General features: G+C 22.8%; 19 protein-coding genes, 4 tRNA genes, 2 rRNA genes and 1 other RNA gene. 14 read left to right on the top strand and 12 right to left on the bottom strand.

Going from position 1 to position 21,424, the window contains the following annotated elements; genetic code table 11:
* Positions 1-26: 26 nt before the first annotated feature.
* Complete coding sequence (locus tag GJU03_RS00140; protein ID WP_168918687.1) at positions 27-278, top strand: sulfurtransferase TusA family protein; 252 nt, start codon at positions 27-29, stop codon at positions 276-278.
* A 4-nt stretch (positions 279-282) separates the two neighbouring features.
* On the opposite strand, the gene rsmD is transcribed toward GJU03_RS00140, so the two are convergent.
* Positions 283-867 (bottom strand): 16S rRNA (guanine(966)-N(2))-methyltransferase RsmD, encoded by a 585-nt coding sequence (gene rsmD, locus GJU03_RS00135; RefSeq protein WP_168918686.1) that lies wholly within the window; start codon positions 865-867, stop codon positions 283-285.
* A 129-nt stretch (positions 868-996) separates the two neighbouring features.
* Here rsmD and ftsY point away from each other — a divergent pair, with 129 nt between their 5' ends.
* The 6 genes from ftsY (at position 997) to metG (ending at position 7,676) form a co-directional block, all read left to right on the top strand.
* Positions 997-1,935: a signal recognition particle-docking protein FtsY gene (ftsY, locus tag GJU03_RS00130; protein WP_168918685.1), complete on the top strand. Its 939-nt coding sequence runs from the start codon at positions 997-999 to the stop codon at positions 1,933-1,935.
* 64 nt (positions 1,936-1,999) lie between these two features.
* Complete coding sequence (rpoH, locus tag GJU03_RS00125; RefSeq protein ID WP_168918684.1) at positions 2,000-2,875, top strand: RNA polymerase sigma factor RpoH; 876 nt, start codon at positions 2,000-2,002, stop codon at positions 2,873-2,875.
* Between the two features lie 74 nt (positions 2,876-2,949).
* Entirely contained in the window at positions 2,950-3,474 is a 525-nt protein-coding gene (gene ssb, locus GJU03_RS00120) for a single-stranded DNA-binding protein (RefSeq protein WP_168918683.1), read from the top strand.
* Between the two features lie 24 nt (positions 3,475-3,498).
* On the top strand, positions 3,499-5,436 hold the full coding sequence (locus GJU03_RS00115) for an exoribonuclease II (protein ID WP_168918682.1): 1,938 nt from the start codon (positions 3,499-3,501) through the stop codon (positions 5,434-5,436).
* 19 nt (positions 5,437-5,455) lie between these two features.
* Positions 5,456-5,977 carry a metal-dependent hydrolase gene (locus tag GJU03_RS00110; protein WP_168918681.1) on the top strand — a complete coding sequence of 174 codons (522 nt, stop codon included), beginning with the start codon at positions 5,456-5,458 and terminating at the stop codon, positions 5,975-5,977.
* Between the two features lie 70 nt (positions 5,978-6,047).
* Positions 6,048-7,676, top strand: a complete 1,629-nt coding sequence (gene metG / locus GJU03_RS00105) for a methionine--tRNA ligase (RefSeq protein ID WP_168918680.1) — start codon at positions 6,048-6,050, stop codon at positions 7,674-7,676.
* Between the two features lie 49 nt (positions 7,677-7,725).
* Here metG and alr read toward each other — a convergent pair whose 3' ends face one another.
* On the bottom strand, positions 7,726-8,808 hold the full coding sequence (gene alr / locus GJU03_RS00100; RefSeq protein WP_168918679.1) for an alanine racemase: 1,083 nt from the start codon (positions 8,806-8,808) through the stop codon (positions 7,726-7,728).
* A 169-nt stretch (positions 8,809-8,977) separates the two neighbouring features.
* Here alr and hspQ point away from each other — a divergent pair, with 169 nt between their 5' ends.
* Positions 8,978-9,298: a heat shock protein HspQ gene (gene hspQ, locus GJU03_RS00095; protein ID WP_168918678.1), complete on the top strand. Its 321-nt coding sequence runs from the start codon at positions 8,978-8,980 to the stop codon at positions 9,296-9,298.
* A 56-nt stretch (positions 9,299-9,354) separates the two neighbouring features.
* On the opposite strand, the gene gltX is transcribed toward hspQ, so the two are convergent.
* Positions 9,355-10,752, bottom strand: a complete 1,398-nt coding sequence (gltX, locus tag GJU03_RS00090; protein ID WP_168918677.1) for a glutamate--tRNA ligase — start codon at positions 10,750-10,752, stop codon at positions 9,355-9,357.
* A gap of 128 nt (positions 10,753-10,880) precedes the next feature.
* Between gltX and GJU03_RS00085 the strand changes: the two genes are divergently transcribed.
* A tRNA-Val gene (locus GJU03_RS00085) sits at positions 10,881-10,953 on the top strand.
* A gap of 22 nt (positions 10,954-10,975) precedes the next feature.
* A tRNA-Lys gene (locus tag GJU03_RS00080) sits at positions 10,976-11,051 on the top strand.
* Positions 11,052-11,388: 337 nt separating this feature from the next.
* On the opposite strand, the gene GJU03_RS00075 is transcribed toward GJU03_RS00080, so the two are convergent.
* Positions 11,389-11,462 (bottom strand) — tRNA-Arg (locus tag GJU03_RS00075).
* Between the two features lie 105 nt (positions 11,463-11,567).
* On the opposite strand from GJU03_RS00075, the gene folD reads away from it, so the two are divergent.
* The gene (gene folD / locus GJU03_RS00070; protein ID WP_168918676.1) at positions 11,568-12,416 is read left to right on the top strand and encodes a bifunctional methylenetetrahydrofolate dehydrogenase/methenyltetrahydrofolate cyclohydrolase FolD; all 849 of its coding nucleotides are present in this window, start codon (positions 11,568-11,570) and stop codon (positions 12,414-12,416) included.
* A gap of 30 nt (positions 12,417-12,446) precedes the next feature.
* On the opposite strand, the gene rnpB is transcribed toward folD, so the two are convergent.
* Together rnpB and rsmI are read right to left on the bottom strand one after the other, a co-directional pair.
* Positions 12,447-12,790: RNase P RNA component class A (rnpB, locus tag GJU03_RS00065), an RNA gene on the bottom strand.
* Positions 12,791-12,797: 7 nt separating this feature from the next.
* Positions 12,798-13,688 carry a 16S rRNA (cytidine(1402)-2'-O)-methyltransferase gene (gene rsmI, locus GJU03_RS00060; protein WP_168918675.1) on the bottom strand — a complete coding sequence of 297 codons (891 nt, stop codon included), beginning with the start codon at positions 13,686-13,688 and terminating at the stop codon, positions 12,798-12,800.
* 88 nt (positions 13,689-13,776) lie between these two features.
* Here rsmI and GJU03_RS00055 point away from each other — a divergent pair.
* Both GJU03_RS00055 and GJU03_RS00050 read left to right on the top strand, forming a co-directional pair.
* Positions 13,777-13,861: transfer RNA gene (locus tag GJU03_RS00055), tRNA-Ser, on the top strand.
* Between the two features lie 47 nt (positions 13,862-13,908).
* Positions 13,909-14,208, top strand: coding sequence for a TusE/DsrC/DsvC family sulfur relay protein (locus GJU03_RS00050; RefSeq protein WP_168918674.1), 300 nt, complete (start codon positions 13,909-13,911; stop codon positions 14,206-14,208).
* Between the two features lie 67 nt (positions 14,209-14,275).
* Here GJU03_RS00050 and mreD read toward each other — a convergent pair whose 3' ends face one another.
* The 3 genes from mreD to GJU03_RS00035 are packed head-to-tail and all read right to left on the bottom strand — an operon-like array spanning position 14,276 to position 16,659.
* Positions 14,276-14,758, bottom strand: a complete 483-nt coding sequence (gene mreD / locus GJU03_RS00045; protein WP_281351262.1) for a rod shape-determining protein MreD — start codon at positions 14,756-14,758, stop codon at positions 14,276-14,278.
* A 3-nt stretch (positions 14,759-14,761) separates the two neighbouring features.
* Positions 14,762-15,583, bottom strand: coding sequence for a rod shape-determining protein MreC (gene mreC, locus GJU03_RS00040; RefSeq protein ID WP_168918672.1), 822 nt, complete (start codon positions 15,581-15,583; stop codon positions 14,762-14,764).
* Positions 15,584-15,612: 29 nt separating this feature from the next.
* A complete protein-coding gene (locus GJU03_RS00035; RefSeq protein ID WP_168918671.1) occupies positions 15,613-16,659 on the bottom strand; it encodes a rod shape-determining protein in 1,047 nt (348 codons plus the stop codon).
* Between the two features lie 207 nt (positions 16,660-16,866).
* Between GJU03_RS00035 and aroQ the strand changes: the two genes are divergently transcribed.
* Positions 16,867-17,316, top strand: a complete 450-nt coding sequence (gene aroQ, locus GJU03_RS00030; RefSeq protein WP_168918670.1) for a type II 3-dehydroquinate dehydratase — start codon at positions 16,867-16,869, stop codon at positions 17,314-17,316.
* 6 nt (positions 17,317-17,322) lie between these two features.
* Here the strand turns inward: aroQ and murB are convergent, their stop codons facing one another.
* From murB to GJU03_RS00015, 3 genes are all read right to left on the bottom strand, one after another.
* Positions 17,323-18,372 (bottom strand): UDP-N-acetylmuramate dehydrogenase, encoded by a 1,050-nt coding sequence (gene murB / locus GJU03_RS00025; RefSeq protein WP_168918669.1) that lies wholly within the window; start codon positions 18,370-18,372, stop codon positions 17,323-17,325.
* 22 nt (positions 18,373-18,394) lie between these two features.
* Positions 18,395-18,512: ribosomal RNA gene (rrf, locus tag GJU03_RS00020) — 5S ribosomal RNA — on the bottom strand.
* Positions 18,513-18,585: 73 nt separating this feature from the next.
* Positions 18,586-21,424 (bottom strand): 23S ribosomal RNA (locus tag GJU03_RS00015).

The following is a 21,424-nucleotide window of genomic DNA, read 5'->3' as shown; positions in this document are numbered from 1 at the left end:
AAATTTATTATTTATAATATATTAAAATGATTAAAAAAAATAATTTTTATAAAAACGTAAATCATATTTTAGATATACAAGGATTACAATGTCCAAATACTATTATGATGATTAAAAAAAAAACACTTCAAATAAAAAAAAATGAAACTTTATTAATTATTACAAATGATTTATTAGTTAATACAGATATAAAATACTTTTGTCATTTTATGAATTATAATATAATTGATAAAAAAATATATGATAATAAATATTTTTTTTTAATAAAAAAATTATAATTTTTTATGCATATATTTTTTTTTGATATAAAAGATATGTGACTATACCAAATGTTTTTTTTTTATATTTTATCCAATTTTTTGGTAAAAAAAATTTATTACTTTTTTTTTTATATTCAATAAATATTTTTGCGTTATTTGTTAACCAATTATTTTTTTCTAATAAAATACAAGTTTTTTGTAATAAAATATTTTTTTTACAAAATGGAGGATCTACAAAAACAAGATCATATTGAATATTTGACTTTTGTGCTAAAAAATTTAAAGTATTATTATAAATTAAAAAAATGTTTTTTATTTTTAATAAATAAACATTTTGTTTTAATTGTTGAAATATTTTTTTATTATTTTCTATTAAAGTAGCTAACAAAGCATTTCTGGAAAGTGCTTCAAAACTCAAAATTCCAGTACCAGCATAACAATCTAAACATTTTAATTTATATAAATTATTTTTCATAAGCCAATTAAATAAATTTTCACGAATAAAACACATTGTAGGTTTTAAAATTTTATTGTTTATAACTTTTATTTTTTTACCTTTCCATTTTCCAGATATAATATTAATGTTATTATGTTTTTTTTTTTTCATAATTTATATTAAAATTACTATTAATAATAATTACTTTAAAATTATTTTTGTTATACTATTTAAATAATAATTAGTTTTAATTAAATCAAGTATTTTATTACTAGATAATTTAAAGATTTTTGTAAGAAAATGATAAATAAAAAAAGTAAAGAAAAAATGAGTTTTTTTAATTATTTAAAAAATAAATTAATTAAAACAAGTAAAAACATTAGTAAAGAAATTTTTAATCTTTTTAAAAAAAGAAATACTATTGATGAAGAATTATTTAATAAATTACAAGAAAAATTAATTATTTCTGATGTAGGAATATACACTACAAAAAAAATTATTAACTTAACAAAAAAATATGTAAAATTAAATAAATTAAAAGATTCTTCTCAATTATATACATACATAAAAGAAGAAATGTTAAAAATTTTACTTCCAGTAGAAAAACCTTTAATTATTAATAATAAACCATTTATTATATTAATAATAGGTGTTAATGGAGTTGGTAAAACAACTACAATAGGTAAATTAGCATATTATTTTTATAAAAGAAAAAAATCTGTGCTTTTAGCTTCTGGAGACACTTTTAGAGCAGGTGCACATGAACAATTATTTTCTTGGAGTAAAAAAAGTAATAGTTTGTTTATTTATAATTCTAATAAAAAAGATAGTTCAGCAATTATTTTTGATTCAATTTCTAAAGCTAAAAAAGATAAAATAGATATTTTAATTGCTGATACATCAGGAAGATTACATAATAATTTTTTTCTTATGGAAGAATTAAAAAAAATTGTACGTGTAATAAAAAAAAATAATAATATGGTTATTAATGAAATAATGTTAGTTTTAGATTCAAATATTGGACAAAATTCTATTAATCAACTTAAAACATTTCATGATAATATAGGTGTTACAGGTATTACAATAACTAAAATAGATGGTACAGCAAAAGGTGGTGTTATTTTTTCTTTGGCAAATGAATTTCATATTCCAATAAGATATATTTGTTGTGGAGAAAAAATTACAGATTTACATTTATTTAATGCAAAGGATTTTATAAATGCAATTTTTACAGATTAAAAATAATGATTAATATAATTAATGTAAAATTAATTACTAATGTTTTTTATTTTTGGAGGAATTAATGTATAAAAATATATTTACCTCTAATTTAAGATCTTCTCTTCTTCCTATAGGTACATTAGATTCTTATATACATGCAACAAATACTTATCCAATGTTAACTGCTAAAGAAGAACAAGAATTATCAAAAAAATTATATTATAAAGGAGATTTAGAAGCTGCTAAAAAATTGATTTTATCGCATTTAAGATTTGTTATACATGTGGCTAAATATTATTCAGGATATGGATTGCAACAAGCAGATCTTATTCAAGAAGGTAATATAGGTTTAATGAAAGCTGTAAGGAGATTTAATCCAGAAATTGGTGTAAGATTAGTATCTTTTGCTATTCATTGGATAAAAGCTGAAATACATGAATATGTTTTACGTAATTGGAGAATTGTAAAAGTTGCTACTACAAAAGCACAAAGAAAATTATTTTTTAATTTACGAAAAGCTAAACAAAGATTAGGTTGGTTTAATCAAGATGAAATTAAAATGGTAGCGAAAGAATTAGGAGTATCTATAAAAGATGTTTATGAAATGGAATCACGTATGTCAGCACAAGATATGCATGATGATACAAAAGACGATTTTAAAAATAAACAAATTAATTCTAATATCTTTCTTAAAGATCATAGTTCTAATTTTGCTAATATAATAGAAAAAGATAATTGGAGTAAATTTATTTCAGAAAAATTATATAAAGCTTTACAAAAATTAGATTATCGTAGTCGTCATATTATTAACTTAAGATGGTTAAATAAAAATAAAAAAAAAACTACATTACAAGAATTAGCAAATTATTATGGTATATCTGCAGAACGTATAAGACAATTAGAAAAAAATGCAATGAAAAAATTACGTTTTCTTATTGGAAATTTATTACCTATATAATTTATATTTTTCATGTAATAATTATCTTATTTAAAATTTAAAATATTAATTTTTTAGTTAAAAGGATTAAAAAAATGGCTAGTAGAAGAGGTATTAATAAAGTAATTATAATTGGTTTTTTAGGTAAAAATCCTGAAATACGTTATATGCCGAATGGAAATCCTGTTGTAAATATTATAGTTGCTACTTCGAATAATTGGAAAGATAAAAATACTGGGGAAAATAAAGAAAAAACCGAATGGCATAGAATTGTAATATTTGGTAAATTAGCTGAAATTTCTAATGAATATTTAAAAAAAGGATCCCAAGTTTATATTGAAGGTTATTTACAAACTAGAAAGTGGCAAAATCAAAATGGACAAGATAATTATATAACTGAAATAATTGTAAGTATAGGAGGAACAATGCAGATATTAAATAATATAAGACAACATGATAATAATTTATCAAATAAAAATAAAAATTTAAAAGAAATAAAAGATGATTGGAACAAAAAAACAAACATATCTAATGATATGATACAAAAAAATGATGATGATAAATTATCTATTAATAAAAATGAAAATCTTCTTGATTTTGAAGATGATATTCCATTTTAATTTAAATAAATAATAATTAATATTATGCTTTATAATAATATTTTACTTTTCAAATTAAAAAAAAAATTTTCAAAAAATTTACCTTCTATAAAAGGTTTTGTAAAAATTTTAAATAAAAATACAGTTATTTTAGAAACAGATGAAAATAACATGTATCATATTTCTTATATTTATTTAAAATATGTTATGGATGGAGACTATATATTAGCAAATATAAAAAATGATATTAATAATAAATTAAATGTTATTCCAATTAAACTAATAAAATCTAGTATTAATATTTTTGAAGGAATAATAAAAAAAAATATAAATAATATTTATATTATTCCTAAAAAAAAATTTTTATTTAATAATATAATAAAATGTGTTATAGGAAAAAATATAAAAAATAATTTTAAAAATGGTGATAAAGTAATTGCAAAAATTATCCAACATCCCTTAAAAAAAAATAATAATTCATTTGTAGCAGAAATAACAGAAATTTTAACTATAAATAATAAACATTTAAAACCATGGTGGGAAATATTATTAAAATATAATCTTGAAATTAATTCTCCTAGTAATGATTTATGTAAAAAAATAGAATTTTTAGATGAAAATATAAATAGACACGATTTAACAAAATTATGTTTTATTACAATAGATAGTAAAGAGACTAAAGATATAGATGATGCATTATATATAGAAGAAATATCTGAAGAAGAATTGTTAATTTATATTGCAATTGCAGATCCTACTTCTTATATTAAGAAAGATAGTAAAATAGACCAAATAGCTTCAGAAAGAATGTTTACAAATTATTTACCAGGATTAACTATTTCTTTATTACCAAAAAAATTATCAGAAAATTTTTGTTCTTTACATCCTAATAAAAAAAGACCAGTTTTAATTTGTAAAATAAAAATTAATAAAAACGGTCTTTTAAATAAAAAAATAATTTTTTTTACCGGTTGGATAAAATCAAAAGCAAAATTAAATTATAATGATGTTTCAGATTGGTTAGAAAAAAAAGGAACTTGGAAACCTAATAATAGTCAAATTAAAAAACAAATTTTTTTATTATATAAATTTTATTTATATCGTAAAAAATGGAATGATAAAAATACTGTAAAATTTAATAATCAAGATTATAAATTTATGATTGATAATCAAGGTAATATATTAGATATAATAATAGAAAAAAGAAGAATAGCACATAAGATAATTGAAACTGCAATGATAACCGCTAATATATGTGCATCTGAAATATTATATAAACATTTAGATTTTGGAGTATATAATATATATTATGGTTTTAATATAAATAAAATTGATAAAATAAAAGAATTATTAAATGAATCTAATATTAGATATAATAAGTCATTTTTAATGACTTTAACAGGATATAAAACTTTATATAATCAATTACAAGATTCAAAATCATCATTTATTTTAAATAGAATAAAAAAATATCAATTAATTACATTTTTTAATATAAAACCAGGACCTCATTTTTCTTTAGGTTTAAAAAGATATGCTACTTGGACCTCTCCTATTAGAAAATTTGGAGATATGATTAATCATAGATTAATAAAATCAATTATAAATAAAAAATATAATATATTAAAACCTTTAAATGATATATATATCAATATGAATCAAAAACGTTATTTATACAAACAAGCACAAAAAGATTTATATAATTTTTTATATTTACAATATTTCCAAAATATTTATACTCGTAATAAAATTTTTATATCTGAAATTATTGATATATTATATAATGGTATTAAGATCAGATTTCTTGAAAATGGTGCTTATGCTTTTATCCCTAAAAAATTTTTAAATAAAAATTTAATTTTTAAGCAAGAAAAAGGAATTATTTTAAATAAAAATAAATTATTTTTTAAAGTTACTGATAAAATAAAAGTTATTATAAAAAAAATAAATATTAATGGTATTATTGCTAAATTAGTAAATTAATTTTTTAGGTAAAATTTATATGACAATTAAAGGACATATAATATTTACAATAACTAGTAGTATTTTAATACAACATTTTATTTTTTCCAAGATCCTATATCATGATGATTGGTGGCGTATTATTCCTGTTTCAATAATTACATGTTTATTACCAGATATTGATAATCCTAAATCTATATTAGGACGTAAAATAAAAATCTTATCTTATTTAGTTAATAAAATATTTGGACATAGAGGATTTACGCATAGTTTATTATCTATTTTAGTTTTTGGATTTATTATTTTTTCTATTAATTTAAAATTAAATAATATTTTTGATGTTAAATTAGGGTTAATTATTGGTTATTGTAGTCATATTGTTGCTGATATATTAACTCCATTTGGAGTGCCATTATTATGGCCTTATAAAAAAAAATTTAGATTACCACTTATTACAAAAAAATTACTTAATGAAGATATTTTTTGCTATTTATATTTAATATTTTCTTTATATTTATTGTATCCTATTTGTAATAATATTATAATTAAGCTCTTTTATTAAAATATTTTTTTATATTAAATAAATTTTAATTTATATATAAAATATATAAAAATATAATAAGTAATATATTATGTTATTAAAAAAAAAAATATTAGTTACATGTGCTTTTCCTTATTCTAATGGTAGTATTCATTTAGGTCATATTTTAGAACATATACAAGCAGATATTTGGGTTCGATATCAGCGAATGTGTGGAAATAAAATATTTTTTATTTGTGCTGATGATGCACATGGTACTCCTGTCATGCTTAAAGCTCAGCAATTAAATATAAGTCCAGAAAATTTAATTAATAAAATATATAATGAACATATTATAGATTTAAAAAAATTTAATATTAGTTATGATAACTACTATACTACACATAGTAGGGAAAACTTTTTTTTTGCTAAATTAATTTTTAATCGTTTAAAAAAACGAAATTTTATTAAAAAAAGAATTATTCAACAATTATATGATTTTGTTCATAATATTTTTTTACCTGATAGATTTATAAAAGGATCATGTCCTAATTGTAAATCTATAAACCAATATGGAGATCACTGTGAAAATTGTGGTACTACTTATTCTTCTATAGATTTAATTAATCCAATTTCTGTTTTATCTAATACTACTCCTATATTATGTAATTCTGAACATTTTTTTTTTGATCTACCTCAATTTAGTAATTTTTTAAAAAAATGGATTTATTCTGGTGTTTTAAATAAAAAAATAAAAAATAAAATATGTGAATGGTTTACTTTAGGTTTAAAAAAATGGGATATTACAAGAGATAGTCCATATTTTGGTTTTAAAATACCTAAATCTTTTAATAAATATTTCTATGTATGGTTAGATGCACCAATAGGTTATATAAGTACTTTTAAAAATTTATGTGATAATAAAAAAATTAATTTTTATGAATGGTGGAAAAAAGATTCAGATACAGAATTATATCATTTTATTGGAAAAGATATTATTTATTTTCATAGTTTATTTTGGCCTGCAATATTAGAAGGAAGTAATTTTAGAAAACCTACTAAATTATTTGTTCATGGTCATGTAACATTAAATGGATTAAAAATGTCAAAATCAAAAGGTAATTTTATTACTGCAAAAAAATGGTTAAATTTTATGGATTCTGATAGTTTACGTTATTATTATGCTTCTAAATTATCACATAATATTAATGATATTGATTTTAATTTTTCTGATTTCATTTTTAAAATAAATGGAGATATCGTAAATAAAATTGTTAATTTAGCTTCAAGAAATGCATATTTTATTAATAATTATTTTAATGATAATTTAGCTAAAAATATTGATATGTCTCTATATTTAAAATTTGTTAAAAAATCTGAGGTTATTCATGAATATTTTATACAAGGTAAATTTAATGATGTTATTAAACAAATAATAATTTTATCAGATAAAGCTAATTATTATATAGATAAATATAAACCATGGTTATTAATTAAAAATAATTTTAAAAGAAAAGAAGTTCATAATATTTGTTCTATGGGAATTAATATGTTTCGTTTAATAATGATATATTTAAAACCAATTATGCCTATTTTATCTAAAAAAACGGAATTATTTTTAAAAAATAAATTATGTTTAAAAAATATTAAATTGCCTTTAATTAATACAAAAATTAGTAAATTTAAACCTTTGTTTGTTAGAATAAATATAAATAATTTAAACAAAATAATAAAAAAATAAATATAAAATCTACTATTTTTTATATTTTTTTTTAAAAAATTTTAAAAAGTTATTTTAAAATTCTAGGTACTCTTTTTGAAACAGAACACATTAATTCATATCCGATAGTATTAGAAGACTTAGCTATATCATCAATTTTAATATTTTCTCCCCATAATTCAACTGAACTTCCTATTTTAGCTGTAGGGATATTATTTAAATCTACTACTATCATATCCATAGATATACTACCTAATATTAATGTTTTAATACCTTTAATTAAAACATATGTTTTATTATGATTAATATTTCTAGGATAACCATCAGCATATCCACATGCAATAATTCCTATTCTATTTTTTGTATTTGTATAATATTGACAATTATATCCTATAATATCTCCTGGATATATTTTTTGAATAGATATTATTTTACTTTTTAATGTCATTACTGGTTGTATTTTTTTTTTAGCAATATCTTCCCAAACACCTGTAGGTGAAGCACCATATAAAATTATACCAGTTCTTATCCAATCATAATAACTATATGAATGCCATAATATTGCTGCTGAATTAGCAAATGAGTATGAAAAATTATGATAAATATTAATAATATTTTTAATATTATTTATTTGTTTTTTAACAAAAGAAGAATTTTTAGATGCATCAGCAAAATGAGTCATTAAAGTTATGTTATAAACATTAATTTTTTTTTTAATAATATTTATTATTGGAATAACATCTTTTATAGGAAATCCTAATCTATTCATTCCAGTATTAATTTTTATATATATATTAATAGGGTATTTTGATTTGAATTTAATTAAATTATTAAGTTGCCATTTATTATGTATTGTAATAGTTAAAAAATATTTATAAATTAAATATAATTCCTCTCTATTAAAAAAACCTTCTAGTAAAAGAATTGGTTTAATACAACCATTTTTTCTTAAAATTATAGCTTCATCTAATGTTAAAATAGCAAAACCATCACTGTCATATTTTATTACAGAATAAATATTTTTAATACCATGTCCATAAGCATCTGCTTTTAATACAGCCCAAACTTTAGATTTATATGCAATTTTTTTTATTATTTTTAAATTATTTTTTAATGCATTGCTATTTATAATAGCACAAATTGGTCTTACCATATATTTTTTCTCTTTTTTTTTAAAAAATTTTATATTTAAAATTATTTTAATAATATATAAAAATTAGTTTAATTTTTATAGTTTAATTTAAATAAATATTTAATTTTAGATAAGTTTATTATATAATTACTATAAAAACTATAATATTTCTTAGGAAGGATCATTAATAATGATTACCAGTAAATTTGGTATTGGTCAACAAGTAAGACATAAATTATTAGGTTTTTTAGGAGTTATAGTTGATATTGATCCTGAATATTCTTTACATGATCCTAAAATTAATGAAGTTGCAGAAAGTAAAAAATTACGTAATAAACCTTGGTATCATGTAGTAATGGAGGATGATAATGGTCAACCAATACATACCTATTTATCAGAAGTTCAATTATCCAGTGAACCTCTTGACAATGAACATTCAGAAAACTCATCTTTAGATGAGTTATCAGCTGCTATAAAAAAGCAACTAATAACACCTAGATTAAGAAATTAATATAAAAGAAAAGAAAAGTATATTTATTTTAATTTTATTATTTTAATATTTTATTTTTAAATAAAATTTATTGCATTATTAATATGATAAATAATTTTTTCTCTTCCCATTAAATAAATTATATAATTAATAGGAGGGGTATTTTTTATTCCAGTAATAGCTAAACGTAAAGTCATAGCTGCTTTTTTATAAGAAATATTTAATTTTAATAATATTTTTTTGAAAATATTATTAATAGATTCTATAGACCATATTTTGATATGGATTATTTTTTTTTTAAATATTTCTAAAATTATTTTGGTATCTATATTTAAGTAATTTCTAATTAATAAATTATTTTGATAATTAGGATTTTTATAAAAAATAAAACATAAATTATTTATTTCTTTTAAAGTATTACATCTTTTATGAAAAATTTGATATAAGTTTTTTAATTTAGGACCATTATTAATATTAATACTATTTTTAGTACAAAATTTTTTTAAATAATCAATAATATCATTTTCTGAAAATTTACTTAAATAATATTTATTAAACCAATTAAGTTTATTTATATCAAAAATACTAGATGATTTACTTAAATTTTTTAAATTAAATAATTTTTGCATTTCTTCTAATGAAAAAATTTCTTTATTTCCGTAAGACCATCCTAAACGTAAAATATAATTTAATAACGCAATAGGTAAATAACCATTTTCTTTATATTTTAAAATATTAAAATTACCATCTCTTTTAGAAATTTTTTTTCCTGATTTATCTTTAATTATAGAAACATGTGTATATATAGGAATATATGCTCCAATAGCATTAATAATGTGTATTTGTTTTGGTGTATTATTAATATGTTCTTCACCTCTAATAACATGAGTTATTTTCATATCCCAATCATCTATAACTACACAAAAATTATAGGTTGGAATTCCATCTGATCTTCTAATTATGAAATCATCTAATTCATTATTATCAACTATTATTTGACCTCTAATTGTATCTATAAATGTAGCACATGTATTTTTTTTAGGAACACGTAATCTTACAGTATAAGGTAATTGTATATTATTTTTTAATTTCTTGTTACGACATTTACCATTATATTTAATTTTTTCTTTATTAAGAATTTGTTTTTGTTTATTTTGTTCTAATTCTTCTTTAGAACAAAAACATTTATAAGCTTTCCCTTCATTTAGCATAATATTTATTATATTATTATATCTTACCATTCTTTCACTTTGTAAAAATGGACCTTTATCCCAATCAATATTTAACCATTTTAAAGTATTAATAATATTTTTAATAAAAATTTTTTTTGATCTTTTAAAATCAGTATTTTCAATTCTTAAGATAAATTGACCTTTATTTTTTTTAGCAAATAACCATGAATATAAAGCAGTACGTATATTACCTATATGTAGGTAACCAGTTGGACTTGGTGCAAATCTAGTTATTATTTTCATAATATATAATTTTTTCTATAGATTAATATTATTAAATTTTAATTTATTTTATTTTTATTTTAAATATTTTTAATAAAAATATTGACATCTGAGTATTAAAAAATATAGCATATAAGAATTACCTTTTAGGGTGATTAGCTCAGTTGGTAGAGTACCTCCCTTACAAGGAGGGGGTCGCCGGTTCAAATCCGTCATCACCCATATAATTTATAGTTTATTCAATGGGTCGTTAGCTCAGTTGGTAGAGCAGTTGACTTTTAATCAATTGGTCGCAGGTTCAAATCCTGCACGACCCACCAATAGTAATTTTTTTTATAAAAAATAACAAAATTTTTATAAAAAATTATTTTTTTAATAAATAATAAATAAAATAAAGAAAAGATAAAAATATAATTTTATTACTATCTTATTTAGTAATTTAATTTTTTATTTATAATAATGTAATTTTTTTAAACATTTTACTCATAAAAATGAGTTTTTATATTAAATATAATTTAAATTTAAAATTAGAAAAAATATAAATTTTATAAAAAATATTTAAAAATTAATAAATTATTTTAATGAAATATTTTATTTTACTTGTTTATAAAATTTTTGAAAAAATATAATAATAAAGCTATTATTTTTAATGTTTTTTGCGCTCTACAGGATTCGAACCTGTGACAAATAGCTTAGAAGGCTATTGCTCTATCCTACTGAGCTAAGAGCGCAAAATAATTATTTAATCTAATAATATCATTATTATAATATATATTCAAATTAATTAAAAAATTAATTTGAATTAATAATTTTATTTAAAAAATGAGTAATTTAAAATGAATGCTAAAATCATTAATGGCAATATTATTGCAGAAAAAATATATTTTAAAATTCGTAAAAAAATAAAAAATATTTTTTTAAAAAAAAAAAGAAAACCTGGTTTAGGTGTAATTTTAATAGGAAATAATCCTGCATCAAAAATTTATGTTAAAAACAAATTAAAAATGTGTGAAAAATTAGGTATTTTTTATACCAAATATAATCTATCTGAAAATACTAATGAAAATAAAATAATTGAAATTATTAATTTTTTAAACAAAAATAAATATATTGATGGTATTTTAATCCAATTACCTTTACCTAAAAAAATAAATAAAATTAAAATTTTAGAAAAAATAAACCCATTAAAAGATGTTGATGGTTTTCATCCTTATAATATTGGACGTTTATGTCAAAGAGTTCCTTTATTACGTCCTTGTACATCTTTAGGGATATTAAAAATATTAAAATATTATAATATTAATATATGTGGTCTTAATGCAGTAATTGTGGGAGCTTCTAATATAGTTGGAAGACCAATAGCTATGGAATTATTATTAAATAGATGTACTATTACTGTTACACACCGTTTTACAAAAAATCTATATCATCATATTAAGTATGCTGATTTATTAATAGTAGCTATTGGAAAACCAAATTTTATACCAGGTCATTGGATTAAGATAGGTGCTATTGTAATTGATGTTGGTATTAATAAAATTGATAATAATCAAATTGTAGGTGATATAGATTTTAATTTAGCAAAAAAAAGAGCTTCTTATATTACTCCTGTGCCTGGAGGAGTTGGTCCAATTACAGTAGCAATTTTAATGCAAAATATTTTATATGCTTATGAAAAAGCATAATTTTTTTGAATAAAATATGCTTTTTCATATATATAAAGTTAATTTTTAAGCCGGATTCTGTTTAAAACAGTCATTTATCTAGAATAATAATCACTTATTATTTCAAGCAGCTTACCCAGATTCATAGTACGGGTTATACGAATCTTATTTAGCCTTGCTCCTGGTGGAGTTTACATTGACATATATTATTACTAATATACCGGTATGCTTTTACCACACCTTTTCACCCTTACCCTTTTTTTTAAAAGGCGGTATTTTTTCTGTTGCACTATTCGTAAGTTTAAACTTCCCAGTAATTATCTGGCACCATACCCTATGGAGTCCGGACTTTCCTCTTTTATTAATTAATAAAAGCGACTGTTTTAATTAACTTTAGAATAATTATTCTACCTTATTATTATTATAATTAGTATTTTTTTTTATATAAAATTTATATAATAAATTTTTTTTAATGGAAAAAATATCAGAAGTTATTTTTATTGCTTTTTTTATTGATAATTCTTTTTTTAGTTTTAAAAATGTTTGAATTACTTTAGGAGATAATTGATCTTTACTATTAATAGATTCTTTATATCCTTTAATAACTAATACTATCTCTCCTTTAAGTCTATTTACATCTAATTTTAGCCATTTAATTAAATTAGATATATTATTTCCATATATACTTTCCCATTTTTTTGTTAATTCTTTTATAAAAACTATATATCTATCTTTACCAAAAATTTTTTTTATATCATATAAACATTTTAATATTCTATGTGTTGATTCATAAAGAATTAATGTTCTATTTTCTAATTTTAATTCATTTAATCTTTTAATTCTTTTATTTTTTTTATGAGGTAAAAAACCTTCATAACAAAATCTATTTGTTGGTAATCCTGAAATAGATAATGCTAAAATAGCTGCGCATGGTCCTGGAATAGGAATAATTTTTATATTGATATATTTTGTACGACATAATTGAACAATCCTATATCCAGGATCATTTATTAATGGAGTTCCTGCATCAGAAACTAATGCAATATTATATCCTTGGTTAATTTTTTTTAAAAAAAAATTTATTTTTTTTTTTTCGTTATATTCATAATATGAATATATTTTTTTTTTTATATTAAAAAATTTTAATAATATTCCTATTTTTCTTGTATCTTCGGCTAAAATATAATCAACCTTATTTAAGGTAATTAAAGCTCTTTTACTTATATCATTAAAATTACCTATAGGTGTAGCAATAATATATAAATAACCTAATTTTAAATTATTATTTTTCATATTTTGTAGTATTTAATTATTTAAAATATTTACTTTAATTGTTTTATAAAATATAATATTATATTAAAAGTATTTGATGTTATTGTTTGGAGGAATGGCCGAGAGGTTGAAGGCACCGGTCTTGAAAACCGGAAATAGGAAACTATTCGAGAGTTCGAATCTCTCTTCCTCCTATTTAAAATATTTTCATTATTTAAATATATTTAATTTCAAGTAAAGTATGAATATGTCTTTATATCAAAAAAAATATTCTTCATGGAATGAAAAAATAGCAGTAAAAATTGCATTTTCAGAAAATATTATATTAACTGCAAATCATTGGAAAGTAATACATATATTAAGATTTTTATTTTTTAAATATAAAATAATTCCTAATTTACGTATATTAATTAATACTTTAAAAAAGAAATATAATAATACTTATTGGGATAGTATTATCCTTTTTCAATTATTTCCTAATGGAATTTTAAAACAAGCTTTAAATATTGCCGGGTTACCAAAAAATAATATATGTTTATAAATAAGAATAATTTATTAAATTTTATATTTAAAACAAAACATTATCATTACAATGATAATGTTTTGTTTTATGAAAAAAAATATTCTCGATATTTATCATAAAACTTTCCCATTTTATAATAAATAATAATCCATATAAAACTATTAATAATACTTTGTAAAAATAATTCTTGATAAGAAGAATGTATATTATTTATATAATAAACAATAATATTTCTTATTAAAGAAATATATATAATTAGTAAAAATTTATAGAATATATTTAAATTTAATATTAATTTATGATTATATAATAAAATATATGTTACTATACATAATAGTAAACTGTGTACTCCTAATATATAATCAGTAAAAAAATCGATTAATAATCCTATAAAAAAACTTGTAATAATATTAATTATATATGGATATTTTAAAATCCAATAAATTAAAATTAATATTAACCAAGGTATCTGTAAAATAATATTACTATTTTTAGTGAATAAAACTTGTAAAAATAATGATATTATAAAAGTCATATAAATAAATAATCTTAAGAAATAATTTTTCATATTTTATTTTGAATTTATTAATAATATTAAATATTTTATTTTTTCTATTTGAAAAAATGGTTTTACATAAGCTATATTAAAATTTTTTCTTTTATCAAAAAATATTTCAGTGATAACACCTACTGGATATCCTATAGGATATAGTTCGTCTAATCCAGATGTAACTAATATATCTCCTTTATTAAGGATAATATCTGTAGATATATATTCTGATTGTAAATTTTTTGTACATCCATTACCACTAATTATAAATTTAATATCGCTGTTTTTAATTTGTACTGGTAAAAAAATTTTTTTATTACAAATTAATGAAACTTGACTACTTTTATTAGTACTCGTTATTATTTGGCCTACAACACCTTTATCATTAAGAACTACTGTTCCTGGAGTTATATTATCTTTTAATCCTTTATTAATAAATATTATATCTTTATGTCTAGGGAAATAGACAGGTATTATTTCAGCCAAAATATTTTTTTTTTTCTTTAAAATAGATAATTGTAAAATATTTCTTAGATTGATGTTATCATATTTAATTTTTTGTAAACTATACAACTTAATATTTTGTTTTAATATTTTATTATATAAATATTTATTTTTTTTTTGTAATAAATTATTTTCTTTAAAATAATTTAATGTTTTTTTATATAAAAAAAATGGTTTATTTAAAAAAAAATAAATTGGACTAATTCTATTAGTAATAGAATACCTTAATTCTATTAAATAATCAGAATATATATCTGTAATTATAATTATAATAGAAATTATTATAGTAATAATTATTCTTGATCTAAAAATAGGTTTTTTGTTAAAAATTAATTTCATAAATTTATCATCTTAATTTAAGAATAATTTTATTCTTCACTAAATAAATCACCTCCATGTATATCAATCATATCTAAAGCTTTTCCCCCTCCTCTTGCTACACAAGTTAATGGATCTTCAGCAATAGATACTGGTATACCTGTTTCTTCAATTAATAATTTATCAAAATTTTTTAATAATGCTCCTCCTCCTGTTAATACCATTCCTTTTTCTGCTATATCAGCTGCTAATTCTGGTGGGCATTGTTCTAATGCAATCATTACCGCACTAACTATACCTGTTAAAGGTTCTTGAAGTGCTTCTAAAATTTCATTTGAATTTAATGTAAATCCTCTTGGTACTCCTTCAGCTAAATTTCTTCCTCTTACTTCCATTTCTAATAATTCTTCATTATTATTGTAAGCTGATCCTATCTTATGTTTAATTTTTTCAGCTGTAGCTTCTCCAATTAAAGACCCATAATTACGTCTTACATGATTAATAATAGCTTCGTCAAATCTATCTCCTCCTATTCTAACTGAAGATGAATATACTACTCCATTTAGTGATATTACTGCTACTTCAGTAGTTCCACCTCCTATATCTATGACCATAGAACCTGTTGCTTCTGAAACAGGCAAACCTGCTCCAATGGCAGCAGCCATAGGCTCTTCTATTAAAAAAACTTCTCTAGCTCCAGCTCCTTGTGCTGATTCACGTATTGCTCTTCTTTCAACTTGAGTAGCTCCAACAGGAACACATACCAATACTCTTGGACTTGGTTTCATAAAACTATTACTATGGACTTGTTTAATAAAATGTTGTAACATTTTTTCAGTAATAAAAAAATCTGCTATAACACCATCTTTCATAGGTCTAATTGCAGAAATATTTCCTGGAGTTCTTCCTAACATTTGTTTAGCATTATATCCAACAGCTGCTACACTTTTAAGAAAACCTGCTTTATCTTGTCTAATTGCTACAACAGAAGGCTCATTTAAAACAATTCCTTTTCCTTTAACATAAATTAAAGTATTTGCTGTTCCTAAATCTATCGATAAATCATTGGAAAACATTCCCCGAAATTTTTTAAACATGATAAAAAAACCTAATTTTATATTTTATAATTAATTTAATTAAATGTAGTTTTTTATATTTATAATAAATAATATCATTTTATTTCTCATAAATATATTATTTATTATAAATAAATAAATTCTTAAAAAATATATACTTTATAAAATATATATATTTTAATATAATAAAATAAAAATTTTTTAATTTTTAAGTAAAGTATATAATATATGAAAAATATAAATTATCATATTTTAGTTTTAAATGGTCCTAATTTAGATCTTTTAGGTACTAGAGAAACTCAAATATATGGAAATGAATCTTTAAAAGATATTATTAATATTTTATGTAAAATAGCTCAAAAAAAAAATTGTAAATTAAGTCATTTTCAATCTAATGCAGAACATAAATTAATTAATTATTTAATTAAATATAAAGATAATTTTAATTATATTATTTTTAATCCTGCTGCTTTTACTCATACCAGTATTGCTTTACGGGATACTTTATTAGGAATAAATATTCCTTTTATAGAGGTACATATTACAAATATTCATAAAAGAGAAATTTTTAGGAAAAAATCATTTTTTTCAGATATTTCTGATGGAGTTATTTTAGGATTAGGAACATATGGTTATGTTTTAGCTTTGAAAATAATTTTTAAAAGGTTATTTTCTTAAAATAAATTATTTTTTTTTAAAAAAAACACAGGGATTTATTTCTCCATAATTACCTATAATTTTAATTTCTGGTTCTAACCAGATTCCAAATTTTTTTCCTACTGTATTATATATTTTTATGGCTAATTTAAGAATATCTATTCCTGATGAATTATTAAATTTATTTATAATAACTAGAGATTGTTTTGAATATACCATTACTCCATTTCTTATATATCCTTTAAATTTACATTTATCAATTAACCATCCTGCAGATAACTTAAAATTATTTTTTTCTAAAGTAAAAGGCATATCAGAAAATATTTTTAATAATTTTAAACCTAATATAGGAGATATAATTGGATTTTTAAAAAAACTTCCTGCATTACCATGAATTTTAGGATGAGGAATTTTTTTTTTTCTAATATTACAAATATAATTAAAAATTATTTTAGGAGTAACATTATTGTATTTTAATTTTTTTAAATCATTATAATTTAAATTTGGAATCCATTTTTTAGATAAAGATAACCCTATAGAAATGATTATATAATTTTTATAACTGTATTTAAAAATACTATCTCTATATTTAAAATTACATTTTTCTTTATTAATTCTTCTAATTTTTTTACTGATAGGATCGATGATATCTACATATTTACAAAAATCTTGTATACTAGAACCATAAGCACCAATATTTTGAATTGGAGCAGAACCTACACATCCCGGAATAAGAGCTAGATTTTCTAAACCATAAATTTTATTTTTAATTGTAAATTTTACAAGTTTATGCCAATTTTCTCCAGAATTTATATGTAAATGCCAGTATTTTTTAGATTCAATTATATACATACCTTTAATTCTATTAATAATAACTAAACCGTAAAAATTTTTTAAAAATAAAACATTACTACCTTCTCCTAAAATTATACAAGGAAATTTTTTTTTTTTATATTCATTCCATAATAAACATAATTGTTTTAAATCTTTAACTTTTACAATTTTACAAGCTTTAATATTTATATTAAAAGTATTTAATTTTTTTAATGAATATTTACAAGATTTTTTTTTATACATTACATATTATTTATTTTATTATTCCTGGTATTTACCTACTCTTACATGAGGTCAAACCTCACACTACCATCGGCACAACAACGTTTCACTTCTGAGTTCGGAATGGATTCAGGTGGTACCATTGCGTTATTTATACCAGGAAATATTTTATATTAAACTATAAAATAATTAATTAATCAATTAATAATTAAATTTAAACGATTCTGGTGTTGTAAGGTTAAGACTCACGGGTGTTTATTAGTACTGATTAGCTCAACATATTACTATGCTTACACACTCAGCCTATCAACGTCATAGTCTTTAACGTCCCTTAAGGAATTTTTATAAATAATTAATAAAAATTCAGGGAAGATTAATCTTAAGATAAGTTTCGCGCTTATATGCTTTCAGCGCTTATCTTTTCCGTATTTAGCTACCGGGCAATGCTATTGGCATAACAACCCGAACACCAGAGATACGTTCACTCCGGTCCTCTCGTACTAGGAGTAAATTCTTTCAATCTTCCAACGCCCACGGCAGATAGGGACCGAACTGTCTCACGACGTTCTAAACCCAGCTCGCGTACCACTTTAAATGGCGAACAGCCATACCCTTGGGACCTACTACAGCCCCAGGATGTGATGAGCCGACATCGAGGTGCCAAACACCGCCGTCGATATGAACTCTTGGGCGGTATTAGCCTGTTATCCCCGGAGTACCTTTTATCCGTTGAGCGATGGCCTTATCATACAGAACCACCGGATCACTAAGACCTGCTTTCGCATCTGTTCGAATTGTCATTCTTACAGTTAAGCCAGCTTTTGCCTTTGTACTAACCTCACGATTTCCAACCGTGATTAGCTGACCTTAGTACTCCTCCGTTACTTTTTAGGAGGAGACCGCCCCAGTCAAACTACCCACCAGACACTGTCTCTAACCCGGATCACGGGTTTAGGTTAGAATAATAAATATTAAAGGGTGGTATTTCAAGGTTGACTCCATATCAACTAGCGTTGATACTTCGTTGTCTCCCACCTATCCTACACATCAATATCTATTAATCAATATCAAGCTATAGTAAAGGTTCACGGGGTCTTTCCGTCTTGCCGCGGGTACACTGCATCTTCACAGCAATTTCAATTTCACTGAGTCTCAGGTGGAGACAGTCTGGCCATCATTACGCCATTCGTGCAGGTCGGAACTTACCCGACAAGGAATTTCGCTACCTTAGGACCGTTATAGTTACGGCCGCCGTTTACCGGGGCTTCGATCAGGAGCTTCTTATTAAAATAATAACCCCATCAATTAACCTTCCGGCACCGGGCAGGCGTCACACCGTATACGTCCACTTACGTGTTTGCACAGTGCTGTGTTTTTAATAAACAGTTGCAGCCAGCTATTATCTTAGACTGATTTCAGCTCCAAAAGTAAATTTCTTCACTTACAATCAGCGTGCCTTCTCCCGAAGTTACGGCACTATTTTGCCTAGTTCCTTCACCTGAGTTCTCTCAAGCGCCTTAGTATTCTCTACCTGACCACCTGTGTCGGTTTAGAGTACGATTCAATATTATTTAGAGCTTAGAGGATTTTCTTGTAAGCATGGTATTAATTACTTAAATACAGTAAAGTATTTCGTCATCACGCCTTAATGTTGTTAATTATTCGGATTTTCCTAAATAATCCATCTAAACGTTTAAACCAAGACTACCATCACTTGGCTAATCTAACCTTCTTCGTCCCCCCTTCGCGATAATAATGAGTACAGGAATATTAACCTGTTGTCCATCGATTACGCTTTTCAGCCTCATCTTAGGTTTCGACTTACCCTACCCCGATTACCGTTGGATAGGAACCCTTAGTCTTTCGGCGAATAGGTTTTTCACCTATTTTATCGTTACTCATGTCAGCATTCGCACTTCTGATATTTCCAATAAATTTCACAACTTATCTTCAGCAACTTACAGAACGCTCCCCTACCCAATAAAAAAAAATATTTATTGTCGCAGCTTCGGTGTATAATTTAGCCCCGTTAAATCTTCCGCGCAGGACGACTAGACCAGTGAGCTATTACGCTTTCTTTAAATGATGGCTGCTTCTAAGCCAACATCCTGGCTGTTTATGCCTTCCCACTTCGTTTCCCACTTAATTATAACTTAGGGACCTTAGCTAGCGATCTGGGTTGTTTCCCTCTCCACAACGGACGTTAGCACCCGCTGTGTGTCTCCCGTGATAGCATTATTCGGTATTTGAAGTTTGCATCGGATTGGTAAATCTGGAAGATTCCCTAACCGAAACAGAGCTCTACCCCCGAATATGAATTACACGAGGCGCTACCTAAATAGCTTTCGGGGAGAACCAGCTATCTCCCGGTTTGATTGGCCTTTCACCCCTAACCACAAGTCATCCGCTAATTTTTCAACATTAGTCGGTTCGGTCCTCCAGTAAGAATTACCAAACCTTCAACCTGCTCATGGTTAGATCACCGGGTTTCGGGTCTATATCTTGCAACTGAACGCCCTTTTAAGACTCGGTTTCCCTACGGCTTCCTTATACAGTTAACCTTGCTACAAAATATAACTCGCTGACCCATTATACAAAAGGTACGCAGTCACATTTTTTTAAAAATGCTCCTACTGCTTGTACGTATATGATTTCAGGTTCTATTTCACTCCCCTAACCGGGGTTCTTTTCACCTTTCCCTCACGGTACTAGTTCACTATCGGTCAGTCAGTAGTATTTAGCCTTAGAGGATGATCCCCCTATATTCAAACAAGATTTCACGTGTCTCGTTCTACTCTTCGAGATTATATTTATTATATTTTAATATACGGGACTATCACCCTATATTGTATAACTTTCCAGTTATTTCTACTAACACAATAAATACATATATCTCTGGGCTTTTTCCTGTTCGCTCGCCACTACTAAGGAAATCTCTATTGATTTCTTTTCCTCAGGATACTTAGATGTTTCAGTTCTCCTGGTTTACTTCGTTATTCTATGTATTCAAATAACGATAATATATGATTAAATATATTAGGTTTCCCCATTCGGATATCATCGATTAATAATG

Origin of the sequence: Enterobacteriaceae endosymbiont of Donacia bicoloricornis (assembly GCF_012567955.1) — a bacterium.
Lineage (GTDB): Bacteria > Pseudomonadota > Gammaproteobacteria > Enterobacterales > Enterobacteriaceae.
The sequence above is the reverse complement of the archived record's forward strand: the minus strand, read 5'-3'. Positions and strand labels throughout refer to the sequence as shown.

Coding starts and splice junctions, on each gene's coding strand:
- GJU03_RS00140 (WP_168918687.1), top strand. CDS start 27: ATGATTAAAAAAAATAATTTTTATAAAAACGTAAATCATATTTTAGAT.
- rsmD (WP_168918686.1), bottom strand. CDS start 867: ATGAAAAAAAAAAAACATAATAACATTAATATTATATCTGGAAAATGG.
- ftsY (WP_168918685.1), top strand. CDS start 997: ATGATAAATAAAAAAAGTAAAGAAAAAATGAGTTTTTTTAATTATTTA.
- rpoH (WP_168918684.1), top strand. CDS start 2,000: ATGTATAAAAATATATTTACCTCTAATTTAAGATCTTCTCTTCTTCCT.
- ssb (WP_168918683.1), top strand. CDS start 2,950: ATGGCTAGTAGAAGAGGTATTAATAAAGTAATTATAATTGGTTTTTTA.
- GJU03_RS00115 (WP_168918682.1), top strand. CDS start 3,499: ATGCTTTATAATAATATTTTACTTTTCAAATTAAAAAAAAAATTTTCA.
- GJU03_RS00110 (WP_168918681.1), top strand. CDS start 5,456: ATGACAATTAAAGGACATATAATATTTACAATAACTAGTAGTATTTTA.
- metG (WP_168918680.1), top strand. CDS start 6,048: ATGTTATTAAAAAAAAAAATATTAGTTACATGTGCTTTTCCTTATTCT.
- alr (WP_168918679.1), bottom strand. CDS start 8,808: ATGGTAAGACCAATTTGTGCTATTATAAATAGCAATGCATTAAAAAAT.
- hspQ (WP_168918678.1), top strand. CDS start 8,978: ATGATTACCAGTAAATTTGGTATTGGTCAACAAGTAAGACATAAATTA.
- gltX (WP_168918677.1), bottom strand. CDS start 10,752: ATGAAAATAATAACTAGATTTGCACCAAGTCCAACTGGTTACCTACAT.
- folD (WP_168918676.1), top strand. CDS start 11,568: ATGAATGCTAAAATCATTAATGGCAATATTATTGCAGAAAAAATATAT.
- rsmI (WP_168918675.1), bottom strand. CDS start 13,688: ATGAAAAATAATAATTTAAAATTAGGTTATTTATATATTATTGCTACA.
- GJU03_RS00050 (WP_168918674.1), top strand. CDS start 13,909: ATGAATATGTCTTTATATCAAAAAAAATATTCTTCATGGAATGAAAAA.
- mreD (WP_281351262.1), bottom strand. CDS start 14,758: ATGAAAAATTATTTCTTAAGATTATTTATTTATATGACTTTTATAATA.
- mreC (WP_168918672.1), bottom strand. CDS start 15,583: ATGAAATTAATTTTTAACAAAAAACCTATTTTTAGATCAAGAATAATT.
- GJU03_RS00035 (WP_168918671.1), bottom strand. CDS start 16,659: ATGTTTAAAAAATTTCGGGGAATGTTTTCCAATGATTTATCGATAGAT.
- aroQ (WP_168918670.1), top strand. CDS start 16,867: ATGAAAAATATAAATTATCATATTTTAGTTTTAAATGGTCCTAATTTA.
- murB (WP_168918669.1), bottom strand. CDS start 18,372: ATGTATAAAAAAAAATCTTGTAAATATTCATTAAAAAAATTAAATACT.